The 25,431-nt window shown below is 73.2% G+C and carries 19 protein-coding genes; 8 read left to right on the top strand and 11 right to left on the bottom strand.

Annotation, left to right across the window (positions count from 1 at the left end; all coding sequences use genetic code 11):
* Positions 1-39: 39 nt before the first annotated feature.
* Positions 40-1,164 (bottom strand): ATP-binding protein, encoded by a 1,125-nt coding sequence (locus ACZ6RC_RS07820; RefSeq protein ID WP_453613067.1) that lies wholly within the window; start codon positions 1,162-1,164, stop codon positions 40-42.
* 111 nt (positions 1,165-1,275) lie between these two features.
* Positions 1,276-1,677: a hypothetical protein gene (locus tag ACZ6RC_RS07815; RefSeq protein WP_391139625.1), complete on the bottom strand. Its 402-nt coding sequence runs from the start codon at positions 1,675-1,677 to the stop codon at positions 1,276-1,278.
* Between the two features lie 175 nt (positions 1,678-1,852).
* On the opposite strand from ACZ6RC_RS07815, the gene ACZ6RC_RS07810 reads away from it, so the two are divergent.
* Together ACZ6RC_RS07810 and ACZ6RC_RS07805 are read left to right on the top strand one after the other, a co-directional pair.
* Positions 1,853-3,205, top strand: coding sequence for an SWIM zinc finger family protein (locus tag ACZ6RC_RS07810; RefSeq protein ID WP_469579965.1), 1,353 nt, complete (start codon positions 1,853-1,855; stop codon positions 3,203-3,205).
* 433 nt (positions 3,206-3,638) lie between these two features.
* Entirely contained in the window at positions 3,639-5,282 is a 1,644-nt protein-coding gene (locus tag ACZ6RC_RS07805) for a DUF5691 domain-containing protein (RefSeq protein WP_469579963.1), read from the top strand.
* Positions 5,283-6,300: 1,018 nt separating this feature from the next.
* Here ACZ6RC_RS07805 and ACZ6RC_RS07800 read toward each other — a convergent pair.
* Positions 6,301-6,708: a cobalamin B12-binding domain-containing protein gene (locus ACZ6RC_RS07800; protein WP_391139628.1), complete on the bottom strand. Its 408-nt coding sequence runs from the start codon at positions 6,706-6,708 to the stop codon at positions 6,301-6,303.
* A 194-nt stretch (positions 6,709-6,902) separates the two neighbouring features.
* On the opposite strand from ACZ6RC_RS07800, the gene ACZ6RC_RS07795 reads away from it, so the two are divergent.
* Together ACZ6RC_RS07795 and ACZ6RC_RS07790 are read left to right on the top strand one after the other, a co-directional pair.
* The gene (locus tag ACZ6RC_RS07795) at positions 6,903-7,715 is read left to right on the top strand and encodes an esterase/lipase family protein (RefSeq protein ID WP_469579960.1); all 813 of its coding nucleotides are present in this window, start codon (positions 6,903-6,905) and stop codon (positions 7,713-7,715) included.
* Between the two features lie 480 nt (positions 7,716-8,195).
* Positions 8,196-9,722 (top strand): M23 family metallopeptidase, encoded by a 1,527-nt coding sequence (locus tag ACZ6RC_RS07790; protein ID WP_469579958.1) that lies wholly within the window; start codon positions 8,196-8,198, stop codon positions 9,720-9,722.
* A 117-nt stretch (positions 9,723-9,839) separates the two neighbouring features.
* Here the strand turns inward: ACZ6RC_RS07790 and pcrA are convergent, their stop codons facing one another.
* Complete coding sequence (gene pcrA / locus ACZ6RC_RS07785) at positions 9,840-12,287, bottom strand: DNA helicase PcrA (protein ID WP_469579956.1); 2,448 nt, start codon at positions 12,285-12,287, stop codon at positions 9,840-9,842.
* A 274-nt stretch (positions 12,288-12,561) separates the two neighbouring features.
* Between pcrA and ACZ6RC_RS07780 the strand changes: the two genes are divergently transcribed.
* The gene (locus ACZ6RC_RS07780) at positions 12,562-13,737 is read left to right on the top strand and encodes a C40 family peptidase (protein WP_469579954.1); all 1,176 of its coding nucleotides are present in this window, start codon (positions 12,562-12,564) and stop codon (positions 13,735-13,737) included.
* Between the two features lie 87 nt (positions 13,738-13,824).
* Here ACZ6RC_RS07780 and ACZ6RC_RS07775 read toward each other — a convergent pair whose 3' ends face one another.
* Complete coding sequence (locus tag ACZ6RC_RS07775) at positions 13,825-14,178, bottom strand: hypothetical protein (RefSeq protein ID WP_391139633.1); 354 nt, start codon at positions 14,176-14,178, stop codon at positions 13,825-13,827.
* Positions 14,179-14,523: 345 nt separating this feature from the next.
* Here ACZ6RC_RS07775 and ACZ6RC_RS07770 point away from each other — a divergent pair, with 345 nt between their 5' ends.
* Entirely contained in the window at positions 14,524-15,597 is a 1,074-nt protein-coding gene (locus ACZ6RC_RS07770) for a C40 family peptidase (protein WP_469579952.1), read from the top strand.
* Between the two features lie 95 nt (positions 15,598-15,692).
* Here the strand turns inward: ACZ6RC_RS07770 and ACZ6RC_RS07765 are convergent, their stop codons facing one another.
* Both ACZ6RC_RS07765 and ACZ6RC_RS07760 read right to left on the bottom strand, forming a co-directional pair.
* Positions 15,693-16,400, bottom strand: coding sequence for a LuxR C-terminal-related transcriptional regulator (locus ACZ6RC_RS07765; RefSeq protein WP_391139635.1), 708 nt, complete (start codon positions 16,398-16,400; stop codon positions 15,693-15,695).
* On the bottom strand, positions 16,397-17,665 hold the full coding sequence (locus tag ACZ6RC_RS07760; protein ID WP_391139636.1) for a PspC domain-containing protein: 1,269 nt from the start codon (positions 17,663-17,665) through the stop codon (positions 16,397-16,399). Before ACZ6RC_RS07760 ends, ACZ6RC_RS07765 begins: the two co-directional genes overlap by 4 nt.
* Before the next feature lie 183 nt (positions 17,666-17,848).
* Between ACZ6RC_RS07760 and ACZ6RC_RS07755 the strand changes: the two genes are divergently transcribed.
* Complete coding sequence (locus ACZ6RC_RS07755; protein ID WP_469579949.1) at positions 17,849-19,207, top strand: PspC domain-containing protein; 1,359 nt, start codon at positions 17,849-17,851, stop codon at positions 19,205-19,207.
* A 156-nt stretch (positions 19,208-19,363) separates the two neighbouring features.
* Here ACZ6RC_RS07755 and ACZ6RC_RS07750 read toward each other — a convergent pair whose 3' ends face one another.
* The 4 genes from ACZ6RC_RS07750 to guaA form a co-directional block, all read right to left on the bottom strand.
* The gene (locus tag ACZ6RC_RS07750; protein WP_469579947.1) at positions 19,364-19,921 is read right to left on the bottom strand and encodes a DoxX family protein; all 558 of its coding nucleotides are present in this window, start codon (positions 19,919-19,921) and stop codon (positions 19,364-19,366) included.
* 106 nt (positions 19,922-20,027) lie between these two features.
* A complete protein-coding gene (locus tag ACZ6RC_RS07745) occupies positions 20,028-21,275 on the bottom strand; it encodes a hypothetical protein (RefSeq protein ID WP_469580792.1) in 1,248 nt (415 codons plus the stop codon).
* Between the two features lie 166 nt (positions 21,276-21,441).
* Positions 21,442-22,230: a class II aldolase/adducin family protein gene (locus ACZ6RC_RS07740; protein WP_469579945.1), complete on the bottom strand. Its 789-nt coding sequence runs from the start codon at positions 22,228-22,230 to the stop codon at positions 21,442-21,444.
* A 186-nt stretch (positions 22,231-22,416) separates the two neighbouring features.
* Positions 22,417-24,018 (bottom strand): glutamine-hydrolyzing GMP synthase, encoded by a 1,602-nt coding sequence (guaA, locus tag ACZ6RC_RS07735; RefSeq protein WP_391139640.1) that lies wholly within the window; start codon positions 24,016-24,018, stop codon positions 22,417-22,419.
* A 317-nt stretch (positions 24,019-24,335) separates the two neighbouring features.
* Between guaA and ACZ6RC_RS07730 the strand changes: the two genes are divergently transcribed.
* Positions 24,336-24,644 carry a chorismate mutase gene (locus ACZ6RC_RS07730; RefSeq protein ID WP_469580789.1) on the top strand — a complete coding sequence of 103 codons (309 nt, stop codon included), beginning with the start codon at positions 24,336-24,338 and terminating at the stop codon, positions 24,642-24,644.
* Positions 24,645-25,431: the final 787 nt, after the last annotated feature.

The raw sequence follows: 25,431 nt of genomic DNA, 5'->3' as shown, positions 1-25,431 counted from the left end.
CCGCGGATCGCACGCGTACCGCGGTCGTCGTGGGGGCCGTCACGCGCTCACCTCGCGGCAGGCGCGGTAGAAGTCCTTCCAGCCGTCCCGCTCCCGCACGACCGTCTCCAGATACTCCTGCCAGATGACGCGGTCCGCCGCGGGGTCGCGGACGACGGCGCCGAGGATGCCGGCGGCGACGTCGCCGGGGCGCAGGAGGCCGTCGCCGAAGTGGGCTGCGAGGGCGAGGCCGCCGGTGACGACGGAGATCGCCTCGGCCGTCGACAGCGTCCCGGAAGGGGATTTGAGCTTGGTGCGGCCGTCGGTGGTGATGCCGTCCCGCAGCTCGCGGAAGACGGTGACGACCCGGCGGATCTCCTCGACGCCCTCGGGGACGGCGGGCAGGTCGAGGGAGCGTCCGATCTGGTCGACGCGGCGGGAGACGATGTCGACCTCGGCCTCCGCGGTGGCGGGCAGCGGCAGCACCACCGTGTTGAAGCGGCGGCGCAGCGCGCTGGAGAGGTCGTTGACGCCCCGGTCGCGGTCATTGGCGGTGGCGATGAGGTTGAAGCCGCGGACGGCCTGCGTCTCCTGTCCCAACTCCGGTATGGGAAGGGTCTTCTCGGACAGGATCGTGATGAGCGTGTCCTGCACGTCGGCGGGGATGCGGGTGAGTTCCTCGACGCGGGCGGTCAGCCCCTCGGACATCGCGCGCATGACGGGGCTGGGCACGAGCGCGTCCCGGCTCGGTCCGTGGGCGAGCAGCCGCGCGTAGTTCCAGCCGTACCGGATCGCCTCCTCGGGCGTGCCGGCGGTGCCCTGGACGAGGAGGGTGGAGTCTCCGCTGACGGCGGCGGCCAGGTGTTCGGAGACCCACGTCTTGGCGGTGCCGGGGACGCCGAGCAGGAGCAGGGCCCGGTCGGTGGCGAGTGTGCTGACGGCGACCTCGACGATCCTGCGCGGCCCCACGTACTTGGGTGTGATCACCGTCCCGTCGGGGAGCGTGCCGCCGAGGAGATAGGTGGCGACGGCCCATGGCGAGAGCTGCCAGCGGACGGGCCTCGGCCGGTCGTCGACGGCGGCGAGCGCCTTGAGTTCGTCGGCGAAGGCGTGCTCGGCGTGCGGACGCAGGGCCTCGGCGCCGGTGTCCGGCACGGTGCTCGTGATGGTTTCGGGCACGGTCATGGATCCCCCTCCAGATCGTTCGACCTGATGTGGGATCCACGGTGCACCATGCCACTGACAATCACCCGTCGCCGCAGCTCAGGGCCGTAAGTCCGGTGCCGCGAAGGCGAGTCAGCCGGCGATCGGGGAGACCGCGACGCAGCCGCCGGTCATCGCCGCCTGGCCCTTGGCCTCCTTGATGACCTTGCCGTCGTGGATGACCTTGCAGGTGAGGCCGGACGGGTCGAGCGCGAGCGGGATGACGGCCGGCGGCATGATGCCCTTGAGCGTCACCGTCTTCTTCCACGGCGTGGCGGGCTTCTTCTCCGACTCGGTCTTCGGGTCCATGGCCGTGCCGCCGCCGGCGTGGTACTCGATCGACTCGATGCCCTTGCCCGTGACCTCGTACGTCACTTCGTAGGACTCGTTCACGGCCTTGTCGACCTGGTCGGCCGCCGTGGAGCAGGCGCCGAGGCCGAGGGCGAGGCCGGTGACGGCCAGGGCCGAGGCGGCGGTACGGATGGTGCGCTTCATGACGGGGTCCCCCTGAACTGCCGCGGTGACGCGGTCTGTCGAGGCCGGTCTTCCGGCCCGATCACTCGCAGGAAATCGTAAAGGAAAGGTAAAGTCAAGCGGCTTCCCGGCCGGTCCAGGGGCAGGAACCAGCAGGCCGGGGCCGTTGTCAGTGCCGCCCCCTAACGTCAGGGGCATGGACACACAGGGGGTGCGCTGGACGGCGGATCAGGTGCTGGCTCTGGCTCCTGACGACGCGTCGCGCAGAGCGGGGAGCAGACTGGGCGCGGCCGGGACGTGGTCCGGGGCGGGCTGCGACGGCGACGGCGCCGTCTGGGGCCTGTGCCGGGGCAGCAGCAGCACGCCGTACCGGACGGTGGTCGACACGACGGGCCCCGCGTACACGTGCAGTTGTCCGAGCCGGAAGTTCCCGTGCAAGCACGCGCTGGGACTGCTGCTGCTCTGGGCATCGGGCAGTACGGCCGTCGGCGCCGCCGAGGCGCCCGACTGGGCCGGTCCATGGCTCAGCGCCCGACGCGCGCGCGAGGACTCGGGCGGGCGGGCCGGGAGCCCGGCCGCCGAGCCCGCCGACCCCGAGGCCGTGCGGCGCCGTGCCGAGCGGCGCGCCCGGATCACCGCCGGCGCAGAGGAGTTGGAGCAGCGCCTCACCGACCTGCTGCGCGGCGGCCTGGCGACGGCGGAGCGGTCGGGGTACGCCCTGTGGGAGGAGACGGCGGCCCGCATGGTCGACGCGCAGGCACCGGGACTCGCGGGGCGCGTGCGGGAGTTGGGGGCCATCCCGGGTTCGGGGCCCGGCTGGCCGGTGCGGCTCCTGGAGGAGTGCGCGCTCACCCACCTCCTCGACCGGGCCTGGCTCGGCGTGGACCGGCTCCCCGATCCGCTCGCGGCGACCGTACGCACCCGCGTGGGGCTCACGACGCCCGCGCGGGGCCCGGTGGTGCGCGATCACTGGCTGGTCCTCGCCCAGGGCGACACCTCGGACGGCAGACTGACGACCCGCCGGATCTGGCTGCACGGCCGGGAGACCGGGCGGACCGCGCTTCTGCTCTCCTTCGGAGCGGCGGGGCGGGCCCCGCAGCTCTCCCTCCCGGTCGGCTCCGTCCTCGACGCCGCGCTCACCCTCCACGCGGGCGCGGGCGCGCTGCGGGCCGAATGGACCGAGCAGTTCGCCGCCCCCGCCCCGCTCGACGCCCCGCCGCAGGGCGGCACCGTCGCCGACGCCCTCACTTCCTACGGCCTCGCCCTGCGCGAGGACCCCTGGCTGGACTCCTGGCCGGCGACCCTGGCCGAGGTCGTCCCGATACCGACGGAGTACGGCTGGCAGCTCGCGGACCCGGGCGCCTCGGGCGGTGAGGGCGAGGCCGTGCCGGTGAACGCCTCCGCCCTGGCCCGACCGGGGCTCTGGCGACTGGCGGCACTGTCCGGCGGCCGCCCGGTCCGCGTCTTCGGCGAGTGCGGGCACCGGGGTTTCACCCCCCTCGCCGCCTGGTCGTCGGAGGCCCCGGGCGAGACGGTCCCGCTCCACTGACGGCCGAGCGACGCCGGGGCCAGGGTCGACGGGTCTGCGGGGAGGGCGACGGTGATCGCGGGCGGCGGGCGGCGGGCGGCGGGCGGCGGGCGGCGGGCGGCGGGCGGCGGGCGGCGGGCGAACGCTCACACGCCCGATCCGTTCGCGCCGGGCCGGTCGCCGCCGGCCGGCCGAGGCACCCGGGCGGGAAGGTCCCGCTCCACGCGCCTTCGCGCGCGACGAGAGGGGCCCGGCCGCCCTGGCCGCCCTGTTTGCGCAGGTGCTGCAACCGGGGCGCGGGCGGCGCGGCCGGGCCGGCCGTGGCGCCTCGCGCAACGGTCCCGCTCGCTCCGCGCACGCCCGCGCGCAACACCCGGGGACGGCACCACTCCGCCCCGCGCCCGACCGACAGAAGCGACAGACACGACAGAGACGACAAGGCTGGAGGACTTCGATGGACGCCTGGGAACAGCTCGTCACCTCGGCGCTGCTCGGCACCGACCGGCGGCCGCCCGCGCTCGTGGCGCCCGTGCCGGGGGCGTCGAGGACGACGGCCCCCGTGGGCGAGGCCCCGGTCGCCCTGCTCGACGCCGCGGCCGTGCACACCGTACGGCGCAGGGCGGGGCTGCGCCCCGGGCCCGTCGCACCGGCCCTCGAGCCCGCCCCCGAGGACGGCCGACGGCCGCTGCCCGCGGCGGCCCGCCGTCGCCTCGCCCGGCTGCTCGCGGACCGGGCGGCCCCCGCCCCGTCCGGCGGGCGGCGCGGGGCGGCGCCGGACCTCGCCGAACTGCTCCCCCAGTGGCTGGCCGCCGCCAACGAGCGCGGCTTCCAGGCGCCCGCCTCCACCCTGCCCGCTCTCCTCGATGCCGCCCGCGCCAGGACCGACCTGCGCCCCCAGGCGCTCACGCTGGCGGGCCCGCGCGGGTTGTGGCTGGCCAGGCTGAACCCCGAGTGGAAGTTCGCCCTGCGCGGCACGTCCGGCAGCGCCTCGCTCCCCGATGTCCGGGACCCCGAGGGTGTGCGGTCCCTGTGGGCGGAGGGTCTGTTCGCGGAGCGGGTCGCCCTCCTCGGCGCGCTCCGGGCCGAGGACCCCGCGGCCGCGCGGTCCCTGCTCGCGTCCACGTGGGCGGCCGAACGGGCCGAGGACCGGCTGATGTTCCTGGACTCGCTGCGGGCCGGCCTCTCCGACGCCGACGAGGAGTTCCTGGAGGCCGCGCTCACCGACCGGAGCCGCAACGTCCGCTCCACCGCCGCCGAACTGCTCTCGGCCCTGCCCCGATCGGCGCTCGCGGGCCGCATGGCGGGCAGGGCCGCGTCCTGCGTCAGCCTGGACCGTACGGAGGGGGCCGAGACGATCGTCGTCGAGGCACCGCACGAGTGCGACGCCGGCATGCGGCGGGACGGGCTGCTACCCACGCCGCCGACGGGCCGGGGCGAGCGGTCGTGGTGGCTGGGCCAACTGGTGGAGGCCGCGCCGCTGGGTTGCTGGCCGAGCCGGTTCGGCGGACGCTCTCCCGAGGAGATCGTCGCCCTGCCCGTCACCGACGACTGGCGCGGCGAGCTGCACGCGGCCTGGTGCCGGGCCGCCGTCCGCCAGCGGGACGCGGCCTGGTCCCGGGCCCTGCTCGGCCCCCCGTCGGCCCCGCCCGCGACGGGCCCGGGCACCTCCTCCCTCGCCGAACGCGCCCAACTGCTCTCCACGCTCCCGGAGGACGAGCGGGCCCGCTGGGTCGCCTCCTTCATCGCGGCCCACGGCCTGTCGGAGGCCTTCCAACTCCTCGGCGTCTGCGCGGTCCCCTGGGCGGAGCCCCTGGGCGGTGCGGTGATCGACGCTCTGGACATCGCCCGGGAGGCCGGCAGCTACCCCTGGAGCTTCAGCGGAGTGATGGGCCTGGCCGAGCGCTGCCTCTCCCCCGCGGCAGCCCCCCACCTGGACTCCCTGACAGCCCTCCCTCCCGAACCGGAGGACGCCTCCCCCGGCGCGGGCAGCTACTGGTCGGAGGCCTTCCAACGTCTGGTCTCGACCCTGCGCCTCCGCGCGGACATGCTCAGAGAACTGGACACGGAGGAGCCCGGTCCGGGGCGGCCGACGGGGTGACATGGCGTGTCCGGCCAGGCCGGGAGGGCCCAGGGGGGTACGGCGACCGCCTCGCGTGCGAGCGGGCGAGAGCAGCGCGACGGCTCGGGCCCACCGCGGCGCCTGGCCGCAGCGCACGGCCCATGGCCCAGGTCTGACGGGAACCCCCGCTCGGCGGGATGCGGCGGCGGTCGGCCGCCCGAACACGAAAGCCCGGCGGGAACCCCGCTCGGCGAGGTACGCCGGCCTCGTACGGCGAGGCTCGCCCGCAGGGTGGCTGGCGGGGCCAGGAAGCCCCTGCGCGGCCTGCCACAGCCGCGCGGCGGGTGCGGCGGCGGTCGGCCGCCCGAACACGAAGGCCCGGCGAGAGCCCCGCAGCGGACCCAGCCCACCGTGATGCCTGGCGACCGCACACGGGATGTCCGGCTACCCAAGGCGCGTGCGCCGGAGCCGCCGGGGCCCGACGCCCGTTCCGCAGCGATCGAGGGAACGCAGAGCAGCGCCGAGAAACCGGCGGAGCCGAGCGCCGTGCCGGTCGGAGCGGCATTCGGGTGAATCCGGCGCCGTACGAGAGGGGCCGGGCCGGCGGGGCGCCCGTGCGGAACGGGCCTACGCCGCCTCACGGCCGGACAGCGCCGGGCCCCAGGCCTCCGGCGGGCAGCCAGGCCAAGAGGCCGGCCGCAGCCCGGCTGGCTGCAGCGCCTATGCGTATAGAGCCCCGGCACCTCAGCGCCGGAAAGGCAGGCCCTCGGCGGACACCCAGGGAGGCCTGCGGCCGGGAGCCTCGCCGGAGCAGCGCTTACGCGGAACAGAGCCGCCCCAGCTCAGCGCCGGAGAGCGCAGGCCCCGCCCACCGCGGGCAGCCGGGCACCCCGGCGACGGAACGCCCGCCTGGGACGACCGTACGACGACAGCCGAGCCACGGCCCGGCCGGCGGAGCGCCCGAGGCGGCGGCCCCCATGCCCAGGCATAGGGCCACAGACAGCGCGCGGCCCCCGTCAGGCAGCCGGCACGCCCGTCACCCCCGCCTCCGCGGCGTCTACGCCGCCACGCGCACGTTCGTGTTCACCCAGTCGACGATCGACGCGGTCGTCGCGCCCGGCGTGAAGATCTCCGCCACGCCCTTCTCCTTCAGCGGCGCGATGTCCGCCTCGGGGATGATCCCGCCGCCGAAGACCTTGATGTCCTCCGCGTCCCGCTCCCGCAGGAGGTCCAGGACCTTCGCGAAGAGCGTGTTGTGCGCGCCCGAGAGGATCGACAGGCCGATCGCGTCGGCGTCCTCCTGGATCGCCGTGTCCACGATCTGCTCGGGCGTCTGGTGCAGGCCGGTGTAGATGACCTCCATACCGGCGTCCCGCAGTGCCCTCGCGATCACCTTGGCCCCGCGATCGTGGCCGTCGAGACCCGGCTTGGCCACCACCACGCGGATCGGACCGGTCACACCCATCACTGCCTCCACATGCGACCCCCGCGCCTGTTACCCGGGGAGGTGAACGAACGTTATCGCCAGCATCCCGTACGCGACCGTTTCGCGGAGGGCACCGAGGGGGAAATCACACGTGGGACGTGTTCGCTCCGCGCCGGACCCTCCCGGGGCCCGCTCCGGGAGCCCACCAGCCGTATACCGGGTGGAGGTCGCCGATGGTGTTCACCAAGCTCACCAAGGTCACGACCACACTGAAGGCCAACGCCCTGGAGCTGGCGATCCTCACCGGTCACCTCTTCCTCTACCCCTCCGGAATCGTCCGCGAGCGCGCGGTGACCACCCCCGCCGCCGGGCCCGGCTCCGGCGGCCGCCCGGTCGTCCTGCTGCACGGCTTCGTCGACAACCGCTCGGTCTTCGTCATGCTGCGCCGCTCGCTCACCCGCCACGGCCGTGCCTGCCTGGACTCGCTCAACTACTCCCCGCTCACCTGCGACCTCCGCACCGCCGCCGCCCTGCTCGGCCGGCGTGTCGAGGAGCTGTGCGCCCGGACAGGACACGAGCACGTCGACCTCGTCGGGCACAGCCTCGGCGGGCTCATCGCCCGCTATTACGTCCAGCGCCTGGGCGGCGACGCGCGGGTGCGCACCCTGGTCACGCTGGGTACACCGCACGCCGGGACGACCGCCATCCCCTGGGCCGGCGCCCACCCGCTGGTCCGCCAGATGCGGCCCGGTTCCGACGTGCTGCGGGAGCTGGCCGGGCCCGCACCCGCCTGCCGGACCCGTTTCGTCAGCTTCTGGAGCGACCTGGACCAGGTGATGATCCCGGTCGAGACGGCCCGTCTCGACCACCCCGACCTCCTGGTGCACAACGTGCGCGTCAGCGGGATCGGCCATCTGGCCCTGCCGGTCCACCCGACGGTCGCCTCCGGCATCCTCCAGGTGCTCGACGCCGAGGAGCTGGACCCCGAAGAGCTGGGGAGCGGCGCGCCGGACGCCGACGACCCCGGAGCCGCGTCCGTCGCCTGACAGCCGGGACGGACGACACGGGACGGAAGACCACGCGGGACGGACGACACCGGTCAGGCCACACCGGACCGACCACGCAGGCCAGACCACACCCGACGCACCGCGGAGCAGAGCCGACCTCACCGGACACACCCGGAGCAGGGCGGACCGAGCCGGACGGACCGGGACGCGCCGGACCCGGGCCCACCACGATTCGTATCCCCGCGACATATTCACAACCGGTCACACCCGACGCACCTCGGCGCATGACAGCCCGCCAGAAGGCGCGCTTTCTTCGAACGTTTCTCGAACACAGAGCCAAAGCTCTCCCCCGAGACCGCCGAAACACGGCCGATTGCCCGTTTCCTGTGAAGCCAAAACCCTCCGAAGATTGTCGCTTGCGCATACCGCCGGGTACAGTCGCGCCACTGCTTACCCCCGGGACACCCCTCATCGGGCCCGCCCCGGACTGGTCCTGCCGCCGAGGCGAGAGAGAAGTTGGTGAACGACCAGCACCCCCACGCCGGATACGTCGGAGACGACGCGCACAGCACCGGCAGCTTCGCCACCGACCCACTGTTCGGCGCCCTCCCGGGCGAGTACGACGCGGACCACAGCGGTCAGTACGACACCACTCAGTGGAACGGCAGCCACCAGTGGGACGCCGGTACGTACGACGCCTACGTCACGCAGCAGCCGATGACGCAGCAGCAGTACGACACCACCGGCCAGTGGGACGCCACCGCCTGGAGCGAGGCGCAGCAGACCGGTCAGTTCCACACGGCGCACCTCACCTCGTACGACACGACCGGACAGTGGGCGGCCCCCGCCTTCGAGACGGGTACGTACGACGCCACCGCCTGGAACTACGCCGCCGCGCCGGAGCACGAGCAGCTCCCCACCGAGCCCGTGGTCCCGCAGCAGTACACCCCGGACTACGAGTTCGTCGCCGACCACGGCGTCGCCCACACCGAGCACGTACAGCACGCACCGCACGCGCAGCATGTCGAACACGGCGAGCACGCGGAGCACTTCGGGAGCGCCGAGCACTTCGAGCAGGCCACGGACCACGGCCTGGGGCACGACGCCCCCCACGAAGCCGCGCACACCGCGCAGTTCGAGGCCGCCCTGCCCGACGGGAACCCGTACGACTACGGCTACGACAGCCCGGCGGAGCAGCACGAACACGAGCCCGCGCGGGATGAGGCGCCCGTCGAACTCCTCACGGAGTCGGTGGCCCCCGTCGCCGCGCGCCCCGTGCGCCGTTCCTCCTCCGGCGGCCGTGGCCGCCGCCGTACGCCCGCCAAGCGCTCCGCGCTGCTGACCGTCGCCGTTCCCTCCGCCTGCGTCATGGGTGTGGCCGGGATCGCCGCCGCCTCGGTCGGCAGCCTCACCGAGGCGGGCGCCGAGACCAAGGACGACGTGGCCGTCGCCGCCGCCGACCCGTCGTCGGTGAAGCCGGTCGCCGCCAACAACAAGCTGGACACGCAGCTCGCGGCGCTCAGCGCCGACGCCCGCGACTTCGGCGACCGCGCCAGCCGCACCCAGGAGCGCATCGACCTCAAGCTGCGCCAGGAAGCGGAGAAGAAGAAGCGTGAGGAGGAGGCGGCCCGCAAGGAGGCGCTGCGTCCGAAGTTCATGCTCCCGGTCAAACTGCACCAGCTCAGCGCGCAGTACGGCCAGGCCGGCGTCAACTGGATGTCCGTGCACACCGGCATCGACTTCCCCGTGCAGTACGGCACGAAGGTGATGGCCGCGACCGACGGCACCGTCCGCACCCAGTGGAACAGCGCCTACGGCAACATGGCGATCGTGACCGCCGCCGACGGCACCGAGACCTGGTACTGCCACCTCAGCAGCACCAAGATCCGTTCCGGCAAGGTCAAGGCCGGCGACGTCATCGCGTACTCCGGAAACTCCGGCAACTCCACCGGCCCCCACCTCCACTTCGAGGTGCGGCCGAACGGCGGGGCGGCCATCGACCCCGAGGCGTGGCTGCGCAGCCACGGGCTCAACCCCACCGGCTGACGCCCCGGGCCCGCACGCGCGCCACCACCCACCCACAGACGCCACACACGTCACGCACGCCACAGACGAAGGGCCCCGGCCGAAGCCGGGGCCCTTCCTCGTCCGTACCGTCCGCGGTCAGAGCTTCTCGACCGGGGCGTACCGCAGCAGCAGCCGCTTCGGCTTCTCGTCACCGAAGTCGATCGTCGCCTGTGCGTCGCCGCCCGCGCCCGTCACCTGCATGACCGTGCCCAGGCCGAACTGGTCGTGCGTGACCCGGTCGCCGACCTGGAGCGTGATCACCGGCTTCTCGCCCGCCCGGCGCGTGGCGAAGCCCGACGGGCCCGAACGCGAACGCGAGGAGGACAGCTGGGAGGTGATCCCGGAGGTCGGCCCGGCGGGCTTGACCATCGGGCCCGTCCGCTTCCACTCCAGATACGTCGGCGGGATCTCCTCCAGGAAACGCGAGGCCGGGTTGTACGAGGGCTGGCCCCAGGCGCTGCGCATCGAGGAGCGGGTCAGATAGAGCCGCTCGCGGGCGCGCGTGATGCCCACGTACGCCAGGCGCCGCTCCTCCTCCAGCTCCTTGGCCTGGCCGAGGGCGCGCATGTGCGGGAAGACACCGTCCTCCATGCCGGTCAGGAAGACCACCGGGAATTCGAGGCCCTTGGCGGTGTGCAGCGTCATCAGCGTGATGACTCCGGACCCCTCCTCGTCCTCGTCGGGGATCTGGTCGGAGTCGGCGACGAGGGCGACCTTCTCCAGGAACTCGGCGAGGGTGGCGGGCTCTTCGCCGCGCTCCTGCTCGAACTCCAGGGCCACGGCGGCGAGTTCCTGGAGGTTCTCGATCCGGGTCTCGTCCTGCGGGTCCGTGGAGGCCTGCAGCTCGGCGAGATAGCCGGTCCGCTCCAGGACGGCCTCGAGCACGACGGCGGGGCCCGCCCCCGAGTCGACGACGGTGCGGAGCTCTTCCATGAGGGCGTTGAAGCGCTTGACGGCGTTGGCCGAGCGGGCCGCCATGCCGTACGCCTCGTCGACCCGCTTCAGCGCCTGCGGGAAGGTGATCTTCTCGCGGAGGGAGAGGGCGTCGATCATCGCCTCGGCGCGCTCGCCGATGCCCCGCTTGGGGACGTTGAGAATGCGGCGCAGCGGGACGTTGTCCTCGGGGTTGGCGAGGACGCGGAGGTAGGCGAGGACGTCGCGGACCTCCTTGCGCTCGTAGAACCGCACGCCGCCGACGACCTTGTACGGCAGGCCGACGCGGATGAAGATCTCTTCGAAGACACGGGACTGGGCGTTCGTGCGGTAGAAGACCGCGACGTCGCCGGCCTTCGCGTCGCCCGCGTCCGTGAGCCGGTCGATCTCGTCGGCGACGAACTGGGCCTCGTCGTGCTCGGTGTCGGCGACATAGCCGGTGATCTGCGCGCCCGCGCCCGCGTTCGTCCAGAGGTTCTTGGGGCGGCGGGACTCGTTGCGCTCGATGACGGCGTTGGCGGCGGAGAGGATCGTCTGCGTCGAGCGGTAGTTCTGCTCGAGCAGGATCGTCGTCGCGTTCGGATAGTCCTCCTCGAACTGGAGGATGTTGCGGATGGTCGCGCCGCGGAAGGCGTAGATCGACTGGTCCGCGTCGCCGACGACGCACAGCTCGGCGGGCTCCAGGTCTTCGTAACCGGTGCCGACCAGCTCGCGTACGAGGGTGTACTGCGCGTGGTTGGTGTCCTGGTACTCGTCGACGAGGACGTGGCGGAAGCGGCGGCGGTAGTGCTCGGCGACGTCCGGGAACGCCTGGAGCAGATGGACCGTCGTCATGATGATGTCGTCGAAGTCCAGGGCGTTGGCCTCGCGCAGCCGCGCCTGGTACATCCGGTACGCCTCGGCGAGCGTCTTCTCAAAACCGTCGGCTGCCTCGTCGGCGAAGCTCTCCTCGTCGATCAGCTCGTTCTTGAGGTTCGAGACCTTGGCGCTGAAGGACTTCGGCGGGAACTTCTTCGGGTCGAGGTCCAGATCGCGGCAGACCAGCGCCATCAGGCGCTTGGAGTCGGCGGCGTCGTAGATCGAGAACGAGGACGTGAAGCCGAGCTTCTTCGACTCGCGGCGCAGGATGCGGACGCACGCGCTGTGGAAGGTCATCACCCACATGGCGTTGGCGCGCGGGCCGACGAGCTGCTCGACGCGCTCCTTCATCTCGCCGGCGGCCTTGTTGGTGAAGGTGATCGCCAGTATCTGGCCGGGGTGGACGTGGCGCGTGCCCAGGAGGTGGGCGATGCGGTGCGTAAGCACGCGGGTCTTGCCGGAGCCGGCCCCGGCGACGATGAGCAGCGGGGTGTCGGTGTGGACGACGGCGGCGCGCTGCTGTTCGTTCAGCCCGTCCAGGAGCGCGGCGGCGTCCACGACGGGGCGCGGGGCTCCGTCGCGGTAGTACGCGTCCCGGGGCGCGGGCGCGTCGAACCTGCCCTCGAAGAGGTCGTGCGGGACCTCCTCCGCGGCCGGGGCGCCGTGCTCGTGGTCCTCGGGCGGGGGCGGGGGCTCCTCGGAGGAATGGTTCCGGAGGCCCGTCAGGAAGCTGTCGTCAAAGAGGCTGCTCATCGCTTAACGAGTCTAGGCCGCCCCACCGACAACCCGGGCCCTCCTCCCGAAGTGACCATATTCTTACGGAGGGTGACAGTCCGCTTCAGGTCACGAAAATGTATCGGGCATATCGAACATCGGGCTTCCCAGCCGCCCCGGCCGTTGGCTAGCGTGCTCGCCCAAGCAGCCCGTCCCCTCCGAACGGCGAATCACGCCGAGCGGGCGGCCCACGCCGTACCCGGCCCTGCCACCAGGCAGTCGTGCCCTGACGCGTCGGCGTCCACGGAAGGAGATGCCGGTCTTGGCGTCCCATCGCAAGCCGCGCAGCACACGCCCGCACTCCCCCGCCGTCGGGGTCACGACGGCCGCGATCGCCTCGGTCACGCTGCTGTCCACGCAGAGCGCCGGGGCGGCGCCCACCCCGTCGAAGCCCACGGTGGAGGAGATCCAGAAGAAGGTCGACGACCTCTACCGCCAGGCCGGCACGGCGACGCAGGAGTACAACCGCGCCAAGGAGTCCACCGACCGGCAGCGGAACAAGGTCGACGGGATCCTCGACGACATGGCCCGCCGGACCGAGTCGATCAACGAGTCGCGGCGCGCCCTCGGCTCGTACGCGGCGGCGCAGTACCGCGCCGGGGCGGTCGGGCCGACGGCGGCGCTGATCTTCGCGGACAGCCCCCAGTCGTACTTCGACCAGACCCACCTGATGGACCGGCTCTCCGAGCGGCAGCGCGGTGCGGTGGCGGACTACGAGGGCAAGCGGGCCGCGGCGGCGAAACAGCGCACGGAAGCGACGAAGAGCCTGGAGAGCCTCACCGACTCGCAGGACGCGCTGCGCATCAGCAAGCAGACGGTGCAGCGGAAGCTGGCCGAGGCGCGGACGCTCCTGGCGCGGCTGACCGCCGAGGAGAAGGCCCGGCTCGCGGAGCTGGAGCGCAAGCGGGAGGCCGAGGCCCGGCGCAAGGCGCAGGAACGGGCCGAGGCGGAGGAGGCGAAGGCGAAGGCCGAGGCCGAGCGGCGCCGGCAGGAGGAGGCGGCCCGCGAGCAGCGGCCCGAGTCCCCGGCCACCCCGCCGCCCGGCGGCGACACGGGCTCCGTCTCCGGCTCGGGGTACGCCTCCAAGGCGGCGAAGGCACTGTCGTTCGCCCGCGACCAGATCGGCAAGCCGTACGTCTGGGGGGCGACGGGTCCGAGCTCGTACGACTGCTCCGGGCTCACCCAGGGCGCGTGGAAGGCGGCGGGCGTCGACCTGCCGCGCACCACCTGGGACCAGGTGAAGGTGGGCTCCCGGATCGCGACGGACGATCTGCTCCCCGGTGACCTCGTCTTCTTCTACGACGACATCAGCCACGTGGGTCTCTACATCGGCGGCGGCAAGATGATCCACGCCCCGAAGCCGGGCGCCAACGTCCGCGAGGAGTCGATCTACTACATGCCGATCTACGGGAGCGTCCGCCCGGCCTGACGGGGGCGTCCGCCCGGCCTCGGGGGCGGGGGCTGGGGGCCGGGGCGGTCGGCGTGGCGGCCGGTCGCCCCGGCCCCCGCGGCCGGCTCAGGTCCAGAGCGTGGCGATGAAGATGTTCGCGATGGTCAGGCCGCCGACGGCGGCGAAGAGGCCCTTGTCGACCTTCTCGTCGTCGCGCTTCACGTAGACCAGGGCGAGGATCACCACGAGGACGGCCAGCTTGATGCCGATCTTCACGTTGTTGACGGTCTGGTCGTCCGCCTGGTTGAGGCCGACCAGCGCGATGCCCGTGACCAGCATGGTCAGCGCGCCGTGCAGCATCGCGGGGCTGAAGCGGGCCGTACCCGCGCCCATCGCCTTCATCTGGGTGAGGAACCCGCCGAGCAGCGAGGCGATTCCGATGATGTGCAGGGCGACGAAGACATTGATGAGTACGTCCATGGGGCGGAGCCTAACCGGGCCATACCACCCCCCTACGGCCGGGGCCGCCTTCTTCCGCACATCGGTCGGGCCCGCGCCGGAAAGCGGCTCCCTCCCGCCGTCGGAGCCGGGCGCGAACGGTCGTGGAGCGCCAACTGCCGTCAATAGCGGTCAACTCCCCGCCGCCCCGTGACGCCCAGGTTTAGCGTCCTCCCCCAGGTGGCCGGCTTCCCACCACCGCCGGACCTCCGGCGGCAGCCGGCCGCCCCCGCCGAGAAACCCGGCGGCGGTCCGTCCCCCCTGTGCGGACCGTCGCCGGTCCCGGCGGGCAGCGACCCCCGCAGGGAGAGGATGTGACCCGCCCTCGTGGCAGCCCACCGGAAGCCCAGGCAGTTCCCCTTCGGCGGTCAGGCGGTACGGACCGCCGCCACGCTCGCCCTCGCCTCGGCGGCGACCGCGACCGTGTTCGAGGGGGCCGGGCACGCCGAACCTCGGCCCACGCCCGCCCAGGTGAAGGCGAAGGTGGACCGGCTGTACCAAGAGGCCGAGGTGGCCACCGAGAGGTACAACGGCGCGAAGGAGAAGGCGACCGAGGCCCGGCACGCGCTGAACCGGCTGCGCGACGAGGCGGCCCGCCGGACCGACCGGCTCAACACCCTCCGGGGCGGACTCGGTTCCTTCGCCACCGCCCAGTACCGTTCCGGCGGGCTCGACCCCGCCGTGCAGCTGGCCCTCACCTCCGACCCCGACCAGTACCTGGCGCGCGCGGCGCTCGCCGAGAAGGAGGGCGAGCGGCGGGCCGCCGCCCTCTCCTCCGTACGCCGCGAACAGGCCGGCATCGGACAGCTGCACGCCGAGTCCGGGCGGCGGCTGACCGAACTGCAGGGACACGAGGCCGACCTGCGGCGGCAGAAGGCGGCGGTACGGGGCAAGCTCGACGAGGCCCGCGCGCTGCTCGCCCGGCTGACCGCCGAGGAACGGGCGCGGTACGAAGCCGCCTCGACCGGCCGGGACGGCACCGGCCCCACCACCACCGCCGGGACCCGCGCCGACCGGGACTCCCTGCCGCGCGGCCCGGTGACCGCCCCCACCACCCGCGCCGCCCAGGCCGTCGCCTTCGCCCGGAACCAGCTCGGCAAGCCGTACGTCTGGGGCGCGACCGGCCCGAACGCCTTCGACTGCTCCGGCCTCACCCAGGCCTCCTGGCGGGCCGCGGGCGTCGCACTTCCCCGCACCACCTACACGCAGATCAACGCCGGGCAGCGTGTCTCACGCGGCGAGCTGGCCCCCGGCGACCTGGTCTTCTTCTACTCCGGCATCAGCCACGTCGGCCTCTACATCGGCGGCGGCCAGATGATCCACGCTCCCCGCCCCGGCGCCCCCGTCCGCGTCGCACCGATCGACGAGATGCCGTTCGCCGGCGCGACCCGGGTGGGGTGACCCCGACCCGGGGGCCCCACCGGACGGAACGGCGACCAGCCGGGCCGTCCGGGGCCGGCCCGGCCAGGGGCGACGAGCCGGGCCTCCAGAGCCGGTCAGACCAGGCGGCGGGCCGTCGCCCAGCGGGTCAGCTCGTGCCGGTTGGAGAGCTGCAGCTTGCGCAGCACCGCCGAGACATGGGACTCCACCGTCTTCACCGAGATGTACAGCTGCTTGGCGATCTCCTTGTACGCGTATCCCCGGGCGATCAGCCGCAGCACCTCACGCTCCCGCTGGGTGAGGCGGTCCAGGTCCTCGTCCACCGGCGGGGCGTCCGTGGAGGCGAAGGCGTCCAGGACGAAGCCGGCCAGGCGAGGCGAGAACACCGCGTCGCCTTCCTGGACCCGGAAGATCGAATCGATCAGGTCGGTGCCGGTGATGGTCTTGGTGACATAGCCCCGGGCGCCGCCCCGGATCACGCCGATCACGTCCTCCGCCGCGTCGGACACCGACAGCGCCAGGAAGCGGACCGGGTTCTCCGTCGCCCCCATCAGGCTGGCGCAGCGGCGCAGCACCTCGACCCCGCCGCCGCCGGGCAGATGCACGTCGAGCAGCACCACCTCGGGGCGGGTGGTGGTGATCACCGTGACGGCCTGGTCGACATCGGCGGCCTCGCCGACGACCTCGACGCCGGTGACGTCCGTCCGGCCGATCTCGGCCTGCACCCCCGTGCGGAACATCCGGTGGTCGTCCACGAGGACGACCCGCACCCGGCGCTCCGTGGTCTCCGGCTCCGTCGTCCCGGTCCCGGTCTCGTCGCTCATGCGTCCGCCCTCTCCATCTCAAGCTCCACTTCGGTGCCCCCGCCCGGAACGGACCGCAGCCGGGCCGACCCGCCGTTGCGCTGCATCCGGCCGATGATCGATTCTCTGACACCCATCCGGTCGCCGGGGACGGAGTCCAGGTCGAAGCCCGGCCCCCGGTCGCGGACGGAGACGAAGACCGTGCGCCCCTCGACCTCGGCGTAGACCTGCACCGCCCCTCCCCCGCCACCGTACTTGGCGGCGTTGACCATCGCCTCGCGTGCGGCCTGCATCTGTGCGGACAGTTTCTCGTCGAGGGGACAGTCGCCGACGACCACCACCTCCAGCGGGACGCCGTGCTTGTCCTCGACCTCGGCGGCCGCCTTCTTCACCGCCTCGGCGAGGGTGTCGGGCTCCTCGTCCTCGTCCTTGCCCGTGCCCTCCGGCTTGTACAGCCAGTTCCGCAGCTCCCGCTCCTGCGCGCGGGCGAGGCGGCGCACCTCCCCCGGGTCCTCGGCGTTGCGCTGGATCAGGGTGAGGGTGTGCAGCACCGAGTCGTGGACATGGGCCGCGACCTCGGCGCGCTCCTGCGCGCGGATGCGCATGGTGCGCTCCTCGTTGAGGTCCTGGGACATCCGCACCAGCCACGGACCGGCGAGGAGGGCGATGCCGGTGAGCACCGCTATCGCGGCCGTGAACGCCGTGCCGAGCTGGGCAGCCGAACCCCGCACCACCATGAAGGCGGTCAGACCGAGCCCGACGAGCGCGACCCCCGCGAAGCCGCGGGCGAGCTGGAGGGTCCGCCGGCGGCGGCCGGGCTCGGTCCAGCTGGCCCGGCGGGCGTTGTCCCCCTGCCGCCAGACGAGGACGACTCCGACACCGATCAGCAGCGTCGGCCAGACGTACCGGTCAGCCCGGTTGCCGAAGTCGATGTTGCCGACGAAGACGGCGGCGCCGATCGCCAGCGCGATCAGTGCGAACACCTGCCCGCGGTCCGGCTTGCGCAGCCGCCGCCGGCCGTCCTCGGTCGTCTCGAACAGCGGCCGGGGCGTGGCGCGGCCGCCGACGCCCAGCGGCACGATGATCCAGAAGACGGCGTACAGCAGAGCCCCGAGGCCGTCGGCGAGGAGCAGCGCCACGAACACGGCACGGACCCAGACGACGGGCAGTCCGAGGTGTCCCGCGAGGCCGCGGGCGACACCGCCGAGCCACCGCCCGTCGGCGCTCCGATAGAGCTTGCGCACGGGCGGTTCGTCGGTGTCTGCGACGCGGGCAGCAGCTGGCATGCGTCGATCGTCACACGCGGGCACGGGCCGGTACATCAGGGGCGGCCCTGAGAATCCCCCTAGGTGGGGTGCCGTAGGTGGCTCCCCTCCGCCTTTCTCGGGGTGCGGGGGCGGGTGAATATCAGGGTCGGGCCAGGGTCGTGCCCGGTGCCGCCGAGGGTCACCGGCCGTCACCATGGAGGCATGACGAGTTCGACGCCTTCCTCGCACGAGGCCCCGCCGCCGGCGGTGGCCTCCACCGCCGCGCCGCTGCGCCGCTCGGCGGGGCACAAGGTCGTGGGCGGTGTGTGCGCCGGCCTCGGGCGGCACTTCGACATGGATCCGGTGATCTTCCGGATCACGGTCGGTGTGCTGTCGGTGACCGGCGGCATCGGGTTGATCTTCTACGGCTTCGCGTGGCTGCTGATCCCGGTCGCGGGCGAGGAGGAGAGCGAGGGCCGCAAGCTGCTCTCCGGCCGGGTCGAGGGCGCCTCCCTCTCCGCGGTCCTGATGGCCATGGTCGGCTGCGGGATCTTCCTGTCGATGCTGCGCAACGGCGGGACGATCGCGTTCGCGATGCTGCTGTCCATAGCGGTGAGCGGGGCGGCGGTCTGGTCGCGGCGGCGGAGGGAGGTGTTCGCCCGCGGCGACGCCGAGAGCCGGCTGGTCGCCGCGACGGCCGCCGCGGTCGCCGAGGCGCCGCCGGAGACGAAGGCGCCGCCGCTGGTGGAGTTCCCGTCGTGGTGGAAGGACCCCATCGTCAAGGACGGCTCGACCGGCCCCATAGCGATCGGGTACCTCTGGGGTCCGCACGGCGCGGACGCGGACGGTCTGGTGAACGGCGAGCGCCCGGTGATCGGCAGTCAGTGGGGCGCGTGGGTGCCGGAGCCCGACCGGCCGAAGGCCGCCGCGCCGTCCGCGGTCCGGCGCGGGCCCCGCTCCATCGGCGGTCTGGTCTTCCTCCTCGCCCTGCTGGCGGGCGGGCTGGGGACGGGGCTGTCGTGGGAGACCCATCCGGTGGGCACGAGCGTGCAGATCGGGCTGGTGGCCGCCCTGGGAGTGCTCGGTCTCGGCCTGGTGCTCAGCAGCTTCCTCGGCAGGACCGGCTTCGGCACGATCTTCCTGACGGTGGTGACGGCGGGCCTGCTCGCGGTGGCGGCGGCGCTGCCGAAGGAGATCTCCACGGACTGGGTGCGGACCACGTGGAGACCGGCGTCGGTCGCGTCGGTGGACCCGCGCTACGAGCTGGGTTCGGGGGTCGGCACGCTCGACCTGTCGCGGCTGGCGGTCCCCGCCGGCTCGACGGTCGGGACCACGGTGGAGGTCGGGGCGGGAAAGGCGGAGGTGCTCGTGCCCAGGAACGTGACGGTGAAGCTGCGGGCCCAGGTCGGTCTCGGTGATGTGCGGCTGCCCCAGCAGCACCCCGGGGACATCGACATCGCGCCGGACCGCGACGAGAGCCGTACGCTCGCCCCGCCGGCGGGCACGGCCCCCGGCGGAACGCTCGACCTCTCGCTGGAGGTCGGTCTCGGACAGGTGGAGGTCACCCGTGCTGCTTCATGAGTTCCGACCGGGCCGGCTCGTCGCCGGGGCGACGGCGCTCGCCCTCGCGGTCCTCTACGCCGGCGACGCCGCCGACGCCTGGGTGACGCCCTGGTACGGCGTGATCCCGGTGTTGTGGGGCGGCCTGGTCGTGGCCGCCCTGGTGACCTGGGTCGCCTACCGCATACGCCGTCGCTCGGCGAGGAGCGCGTCGAGCGAGAACAGGGAGGCTCCGGCGAGCACGAGCGGCAGCCAGGACATCAGATAGGCCAGGTCGTTGCCGTAGTAGTACGGCTGGGTCTGCCAGCTGACGGTCAACCAGAGGCTCAGCGAGATCAGCGCCCCGCCGAGGGCGGCGAGCCGTGCGAAGAGCCCCACGAGGGTTCCGATGCCGACCGCCAGCTCGCCCAGGGCGATGGCGTAGCCGAAGCCGACGGGGTTCTTGAGCGACAGGTCGACGAGGGCGGGGATGGCGGAGCTGTCCCGTACGCCCCGCATCATCTCGCCGATCGAGCCGGTGCCGGTGTCGGCCATGAAGGTGGAGTCGGTGAGCTTGTCGAGGCCGGCGTAGATGAAGGTGACGCCGAGGAAGAGACGCAGAGGCAGCAGCGCGTACCGGGAGGCGGTCTCCTTCCAGCCGGTCGCCCCGCCGGTTCCTCGGCGGCCGGCCCGGCCGTCGTCGGCCCCGTGGCCACCGGGGCCGTACGCCCTGTTCGTCCGCCGCGTTCCTGTCATCGTCGGCCTGCCTCTCCGCGCCGTGTCCGCGGAACCGATTGTCCTCGGACGTCCCGCATCTGGATACGCGGGAGACACGGCGGTGGTTCAGAGGGGTCCGGTCGGCTCAGTCGACGACGTCGATCGTGACCCGGTTGGACTCGGCGCCGGAGGCGGTCACCACCCACACCTCGACCCGTCCGGGCTCGACGTCCACCGGGAGGGGCACGGTGAGGGCGGCGTCGGTCGGGTTGGCGAAACCGCCGGGGACCGGGACCAGCGGGACGTGGGCGTGGACGGCTCCGATCCGCACGACCAGCCGGGTGAGGGGGTCGGGGCCGTGGGCGCCGGGCGGGACGAAGCCGACGCCGCGGATCTCGATGTCGTCGCCGGTGCGGATCGGGGCGTCCAGGTCGCCCGCCTCGCGCGACCGGACGACGGAGAGGATCGCGGGCCGCCCGCCGTCGAGGCACTTCGCGCCGAGGTGGACGGCCGCGGAGACGGCGACGAGGAGGGTCAGCGACCAGGGCGGGCCGGGCAGCCGGTCGGGCTCGCCCGCCAAGCGCACCGCGCACAGGAGGAGGACGACACCGGAGACGAGGACGTACTGGAGGTCGGTGAGGCAGGCGCGGCCGTCGTCGTCGGCGACGACGTCGACGGCGCGGGGCCGGTCGGCGCGGACCTTCTGCAGCCGCAGGCCCAGGACGCGCCCCCACACGATCCGGCGGGCGGCGAGGGCGACTGTGGAGGTCAGGGCGAGGACGGTCAGCAGGCCGGCGGCGCGGGCGGTCCCGAGTCCGACCCGGTCGGCGCCGGTGACCAGGCGGAACGCGAGGAAGAGCAGGGCGTAGAGGGTGAAGAGGAGCCAGCCGGCCGCGACGGCGCGGGAAGTGGAGAGGCGGTTGTCCTCGCCGATGAGCGGCGCGAGGACCCCGCCGTGGGCGCGGTGGGCGTGCGCGGCGACGGTGAGAAGGGCGGCGAGGACGAGCGCGGCGCCCAGGGCCGCCGTGCGCGGACCGGTCCATCCGGTGCCGAGCGCGGTGAGCGCCTGCCCGAGGAGCAGGGCGAGGACGGCGCCCCACACCACGCCGAGGGTGGCCCGCCGTACGCGCCGCAGCCAGGCCTCGCTCGCTGCGCGGGCACGCGCGGCGACGGCGCGGGCGGACTGGCCGAGCTCGTCGGAGACCCACTGCCGTGAGGCCAACGGCGAGTGGGCGACGGCGGCCGGCACGCCGTGGCCGGCGGCGAGTTCGTCGCGCAGGGCGAGGAAGGCGGCGACGGCGCGCCGGTGCCCCGTTCGCGCGCCGCCCGCGCACCCGTCGGGGTCACCGCACAGCGATGGCTCCTGGCACCGTCTCGCCTCTTGCACCGCCACGGAGCTCACTTCCCGATCGGTCAACTCGCCGTCCATTTCTCGGAATTGTGTCGCACTTGGCGGCGCTCCGCGTGCTTCGAGCGCCCCGCACGGGAGTGATTGAACCGTCATCACATTGACGTACGGGCACGTTTCCCGACGTTCCGCCAAGCGCTCCGAGGAGGTGCTATGACAGGAGTTCGGGTTCCGAGCGGCTGATCCCGCGCCACAGCGGCTGGTAGTTGATCCACGCGGCGAGATCGGTTCCGAGCTGCTCGCGGGTGGCCAGCGCCTCGCGGTGGGCGATGGGGACGGGTTTGCCGGCGGCTCGCGCGGCCAGCTGGACCTGGGCGCAGCGCTCCATCGCGATGAACCACCAGGCGGCGGCGTCGACCGTGGCGCCGACGGTCAGCAGGCCGTGGTTGCGGAGCACGATCGCCTTGAACGGGCCGAGGGCGGAGGCGATGCGGCGCCCCTCCTCCGGGTCCACGGCGACTCCCGTGTAGGCGTCGTAGAGGGCGTGGTCGTGGTAGAAGCCGCAGGCCTCCTGGGTGATCGGTTCGATCAGCTCGCCCAGGGCGGCGAGGGCCCGTCCGTGGAGGGAGTGGGTGTGGGCGACGGCGACGGCCTCGGGCCGGGCACGGTGGACCTCGGCATGGACGGCGAAGGCGGCCTGGTTGACGTGGTGGTGGCCCCGGACGACCTGCCCGTCGCCGTTGACGAGGGTCAGTTCGCTCGCGGTGATCTCGGCGAAGGGCATCCCGAACGGATTGACCCAGTAGCAGTCGGGGTACTCCGGGTCCCGCGCGGTGACATGGCCGGAGACGCCCTCCTCGTACCCCAGCCGGCCGAAGAGCCGGAGCGCGCCCGCGAGTCGCTGCCTGCGGTGGGCGCGCTCCTCGGCCGGCGTGGCGTGGACGGGCGGCATGGCGAAGTGGAGCTGCTCGACAGGCACGGGGGCGGGTATCTCGCTCATGCGCCGGAAGGTAACGCCGGCCCCGTCAACTCACCAGAGTCCGTACACGACGAAGCCGCCACCCCTCGGGAACGGGGGCGGCGGCTTCACCGTCGTACGAGCCGCACCGGCGTACAGGCCTCACGGCCGTGCGGGCGTCACCGGCGGACGGACGTCACCGGCGGACGGGAGTGGTCCCGGCGGGGACTACTCCCACTCGATGGTGCCCGGCGGCTTGCTGGTGACGTCGAGCACGACGCGGTTCACGTCGGCGACCTCGTTGGTGATGCGGGTGGAGATCTTGGCCAGGACGTCGTACGGCATGCGCGTCCAGTCGGCCGTCATCGCGTCCTCGGACGAGACGGGGCGCAGGACGATCGGGTGGCCGTAGGTGCGGCCGTCGCCCTGCACGCCCACGGAGCGCACATCGGCGAGCAGGACCACCGGGCACTGCCAGATGTCGCGGTCGAGACCGGCGGCCGTCAGCTCCTCGCGGGCGATGGCGTCGGCCTCGCGGAGCAGGTCGAGCCGCTCCTTGGTGACCTCGCCGACGATCCGGATGCCCAGGCCGGGGCCGGGGAAGGGCTGGCGCTGGACGATCTCCTCGGGCAGGCCGAGCTCCTGGCCGACCATGCGGACCTCGTCCTTGAAGAGCTGGCGCAGCGGCTCGACGAGTTCGAACTCCAGGTCCTCGGGGAGGCCGCCCACGTTGTGGTGCGACTTGATGTTCGCGGTGCCGGTGCCGCCGCCGGACTCGACGATGTCGGGGTAGAGCGTGCCCTGGACGAGGAAGGCGACGTCCTCGCCGGCGCCGGCCGACTCGGCGACGATCTCCGCCTGCGCCTGCTCGAAGACGCGGATGAACTCCCGGCCGATGATCTTCCGCTTCTCCTCGGGGTCGGAGACCCCGGCGAGCGCGGCGAGGAAGCGCTCCTGCGCGTCGACGACCTTCAGCTGCACACCGGTGGCGGCGACGAAGTCCTTCTCGACCTGCTCGGTCTCGTCCTTGCGCATCAGGCCGTGGTCGACGTACACGCAGGTCAGCTGCGAGCCGATGGCCTTCTGGACGAGCGCGGCGGCGACGGCGGAGTCGACACCGCCGGACAGGCCGCAGATGGCGCGCTTGGTGCCGACCTGCTCGCGGATGGCCGCGACCTGCTCGTCGATGACGTTGCCGGTGGTCCAGGTCGGCTCGATGCCGGCGCCCCGGTAGAGGAAGTGCTCCAGGATCTGCTGGCCGTGCGTGGTGTGCAGCACCTCGGGGTGGTACTGGACGCCGTACAGCTTCTTCTCGTCGTTCTCGAAGGCGGCGACCGGCACGACGTCCGTGGACGCGGTGACGGCGAAGCCCTCGGGGGCGGCGGAGCAGGCGTCGCCGTGCGACATCCACACCGACTGCTCGGTGGGGGTGCCCTCGAAGAGCGTCGAGCCCGCCCTGGAGACGTGCAGGGGGGTACGGCCGTACTCGCGGGCGCCGGTGTTGTCGACGGTGCCGCCGAGGGTGGTCGCCATGAGCTGGAAGCCGTAGCACATGCCGAAGACGGGGACGCCGGCCTCGAAGAGCGCGCGGTCGAGGCGCGGGGCGTTCTCCGCGTAGACGGAGGAGGGGCCGCCGGAGAGGATGATCGCCTTGGGGTTCTTGGCCAGCATCTCGGCCACCGGCATGGTGGACGGGACGATCTCGCTGTAGACCCTGGCCTCTCGGACGCGGCGGGCGATGAGCTGGGCGTACTGGGCGCCGAAGTCGACAACGAGGACTACGTCCGGGTTGGAGACGTCGGGCGCGGCAGCGGGAGTCGCTGAGGACACTACGGCGGCCTTCCGGCGGTAGGGCGGGGGTTCTCTGTCGATTCTACCGGCGTGCCGGACTTGCCTTTCGTCTCACCATCCGAACCCGGGTTGGCCCGCTGCCCGCGGCTCGGTCCATACTGTTCGCATGCGCGAGCTCACGATCTTCGTCTTTACCTATGGCACCGGCCCGTCCGGCTGCCATGGTCGTGCTGCTTGAGCAACTGACAAGCGACTTCCCAGGCGCCCCGGGCCGACAAGGCCCGGGGCGTTCTGTCGTTTCCGGGCCCTGCCGCCCGGGGGCACCCGACACCCCGAGGAGCCCCACCATGACCACGATGACCTCCGCGACCACGACCGCCCCCGCGACCCCCACCGAGAAGACCGGCGCCCGCACCGACGAGGCGGCGGCGCTCATCGGCGACGCCCGGGAGCGGATCGACGCGCTCGACGACCGGATCATCGGTCTGATCCAGGAACGGATGGCCGTCTCCGCGGTGATCCAGGAGGCGCGCATCGGCTCGGGCGGCCGCCGGGTGAACCTGGCGCGCGAGATGGAGGTGCTGGGCCACTACCGGGACGCGCTGGGCAAGCCGGGCACGGCGCTCGCGATGACCGTGCTGGAGCTGTGCCGGGGCCGGGTCTGACCCGCGGGGACGGGGTGACGGACCTGAGTTCGGGCCCCCTCTCACCCGTACGGCGCGTGACCGGCTCCCGCCGGCCTTCGTTGGTCCCGGTGTCCGTGTCAGCCAGGGGCGGGCCCGAGAAAACCACGCGTGGCTTCGCTGGAGCGTGTGGCGTACCGCTGGTGCGCCGTGGGACCTCGCTCCAGCGCGCGTGACCGGACCGCAGGGGACAGCAGCCCGGTCACCCAAAAGGGCGGTCGGCCCCGGGGCCGCCCGGGGCCGACCGCAACCGGCCCGGCGGATGCCCCCTCCGCATCCGCCCCGCACGATGCGAGACGACACCCCACACCCCACGTCCCCCTCCGAGTCCCTCCCACCGCGGCGCACCCCCCGGCGCCGCTCCCCTCGGCACCGCCGCTGCCCTGACACCGGTGCCGACCCCAGGGCCCCACGGCGCGACCGGAATCGCGCGGTGGGGCCCTTGCCCTGCGCCGGGGCCCGAGAGCCGCCGCCGGACGCCGTACGCCCCCCATCCGTACGCCCCACCACACCCGGCGAGCGCATGTGACGCGCGTCACACCGAAGAATGCATGACCCGCTACAACCAAACCCGCCGGTGACAGGTCATGTATGCGGCACCACCCAAAAGCTGGAGAGGCGCTGCACTCGGAGGGGGGTGCAGCGCCTCTTCCATGTCCGGTCGGCGTGCCGCCCCCGGCCCCGCCCGCCCCCCCCCCCCCCCCCCCCCAATTAGGCGGGGCCCCCCGCCCAACCCCCAACCCCCAGGTGAGGCCGCCCCCTGCGGCCC

This window comes from Streptomyces sp. NPDC048353 (assembly GCF_055587165.1).
The sequence above is the reverse complement of the archived record's forward strand: the minus strand, read 5'-3'. Positions and strand labels throughout refer to the sequence as shown.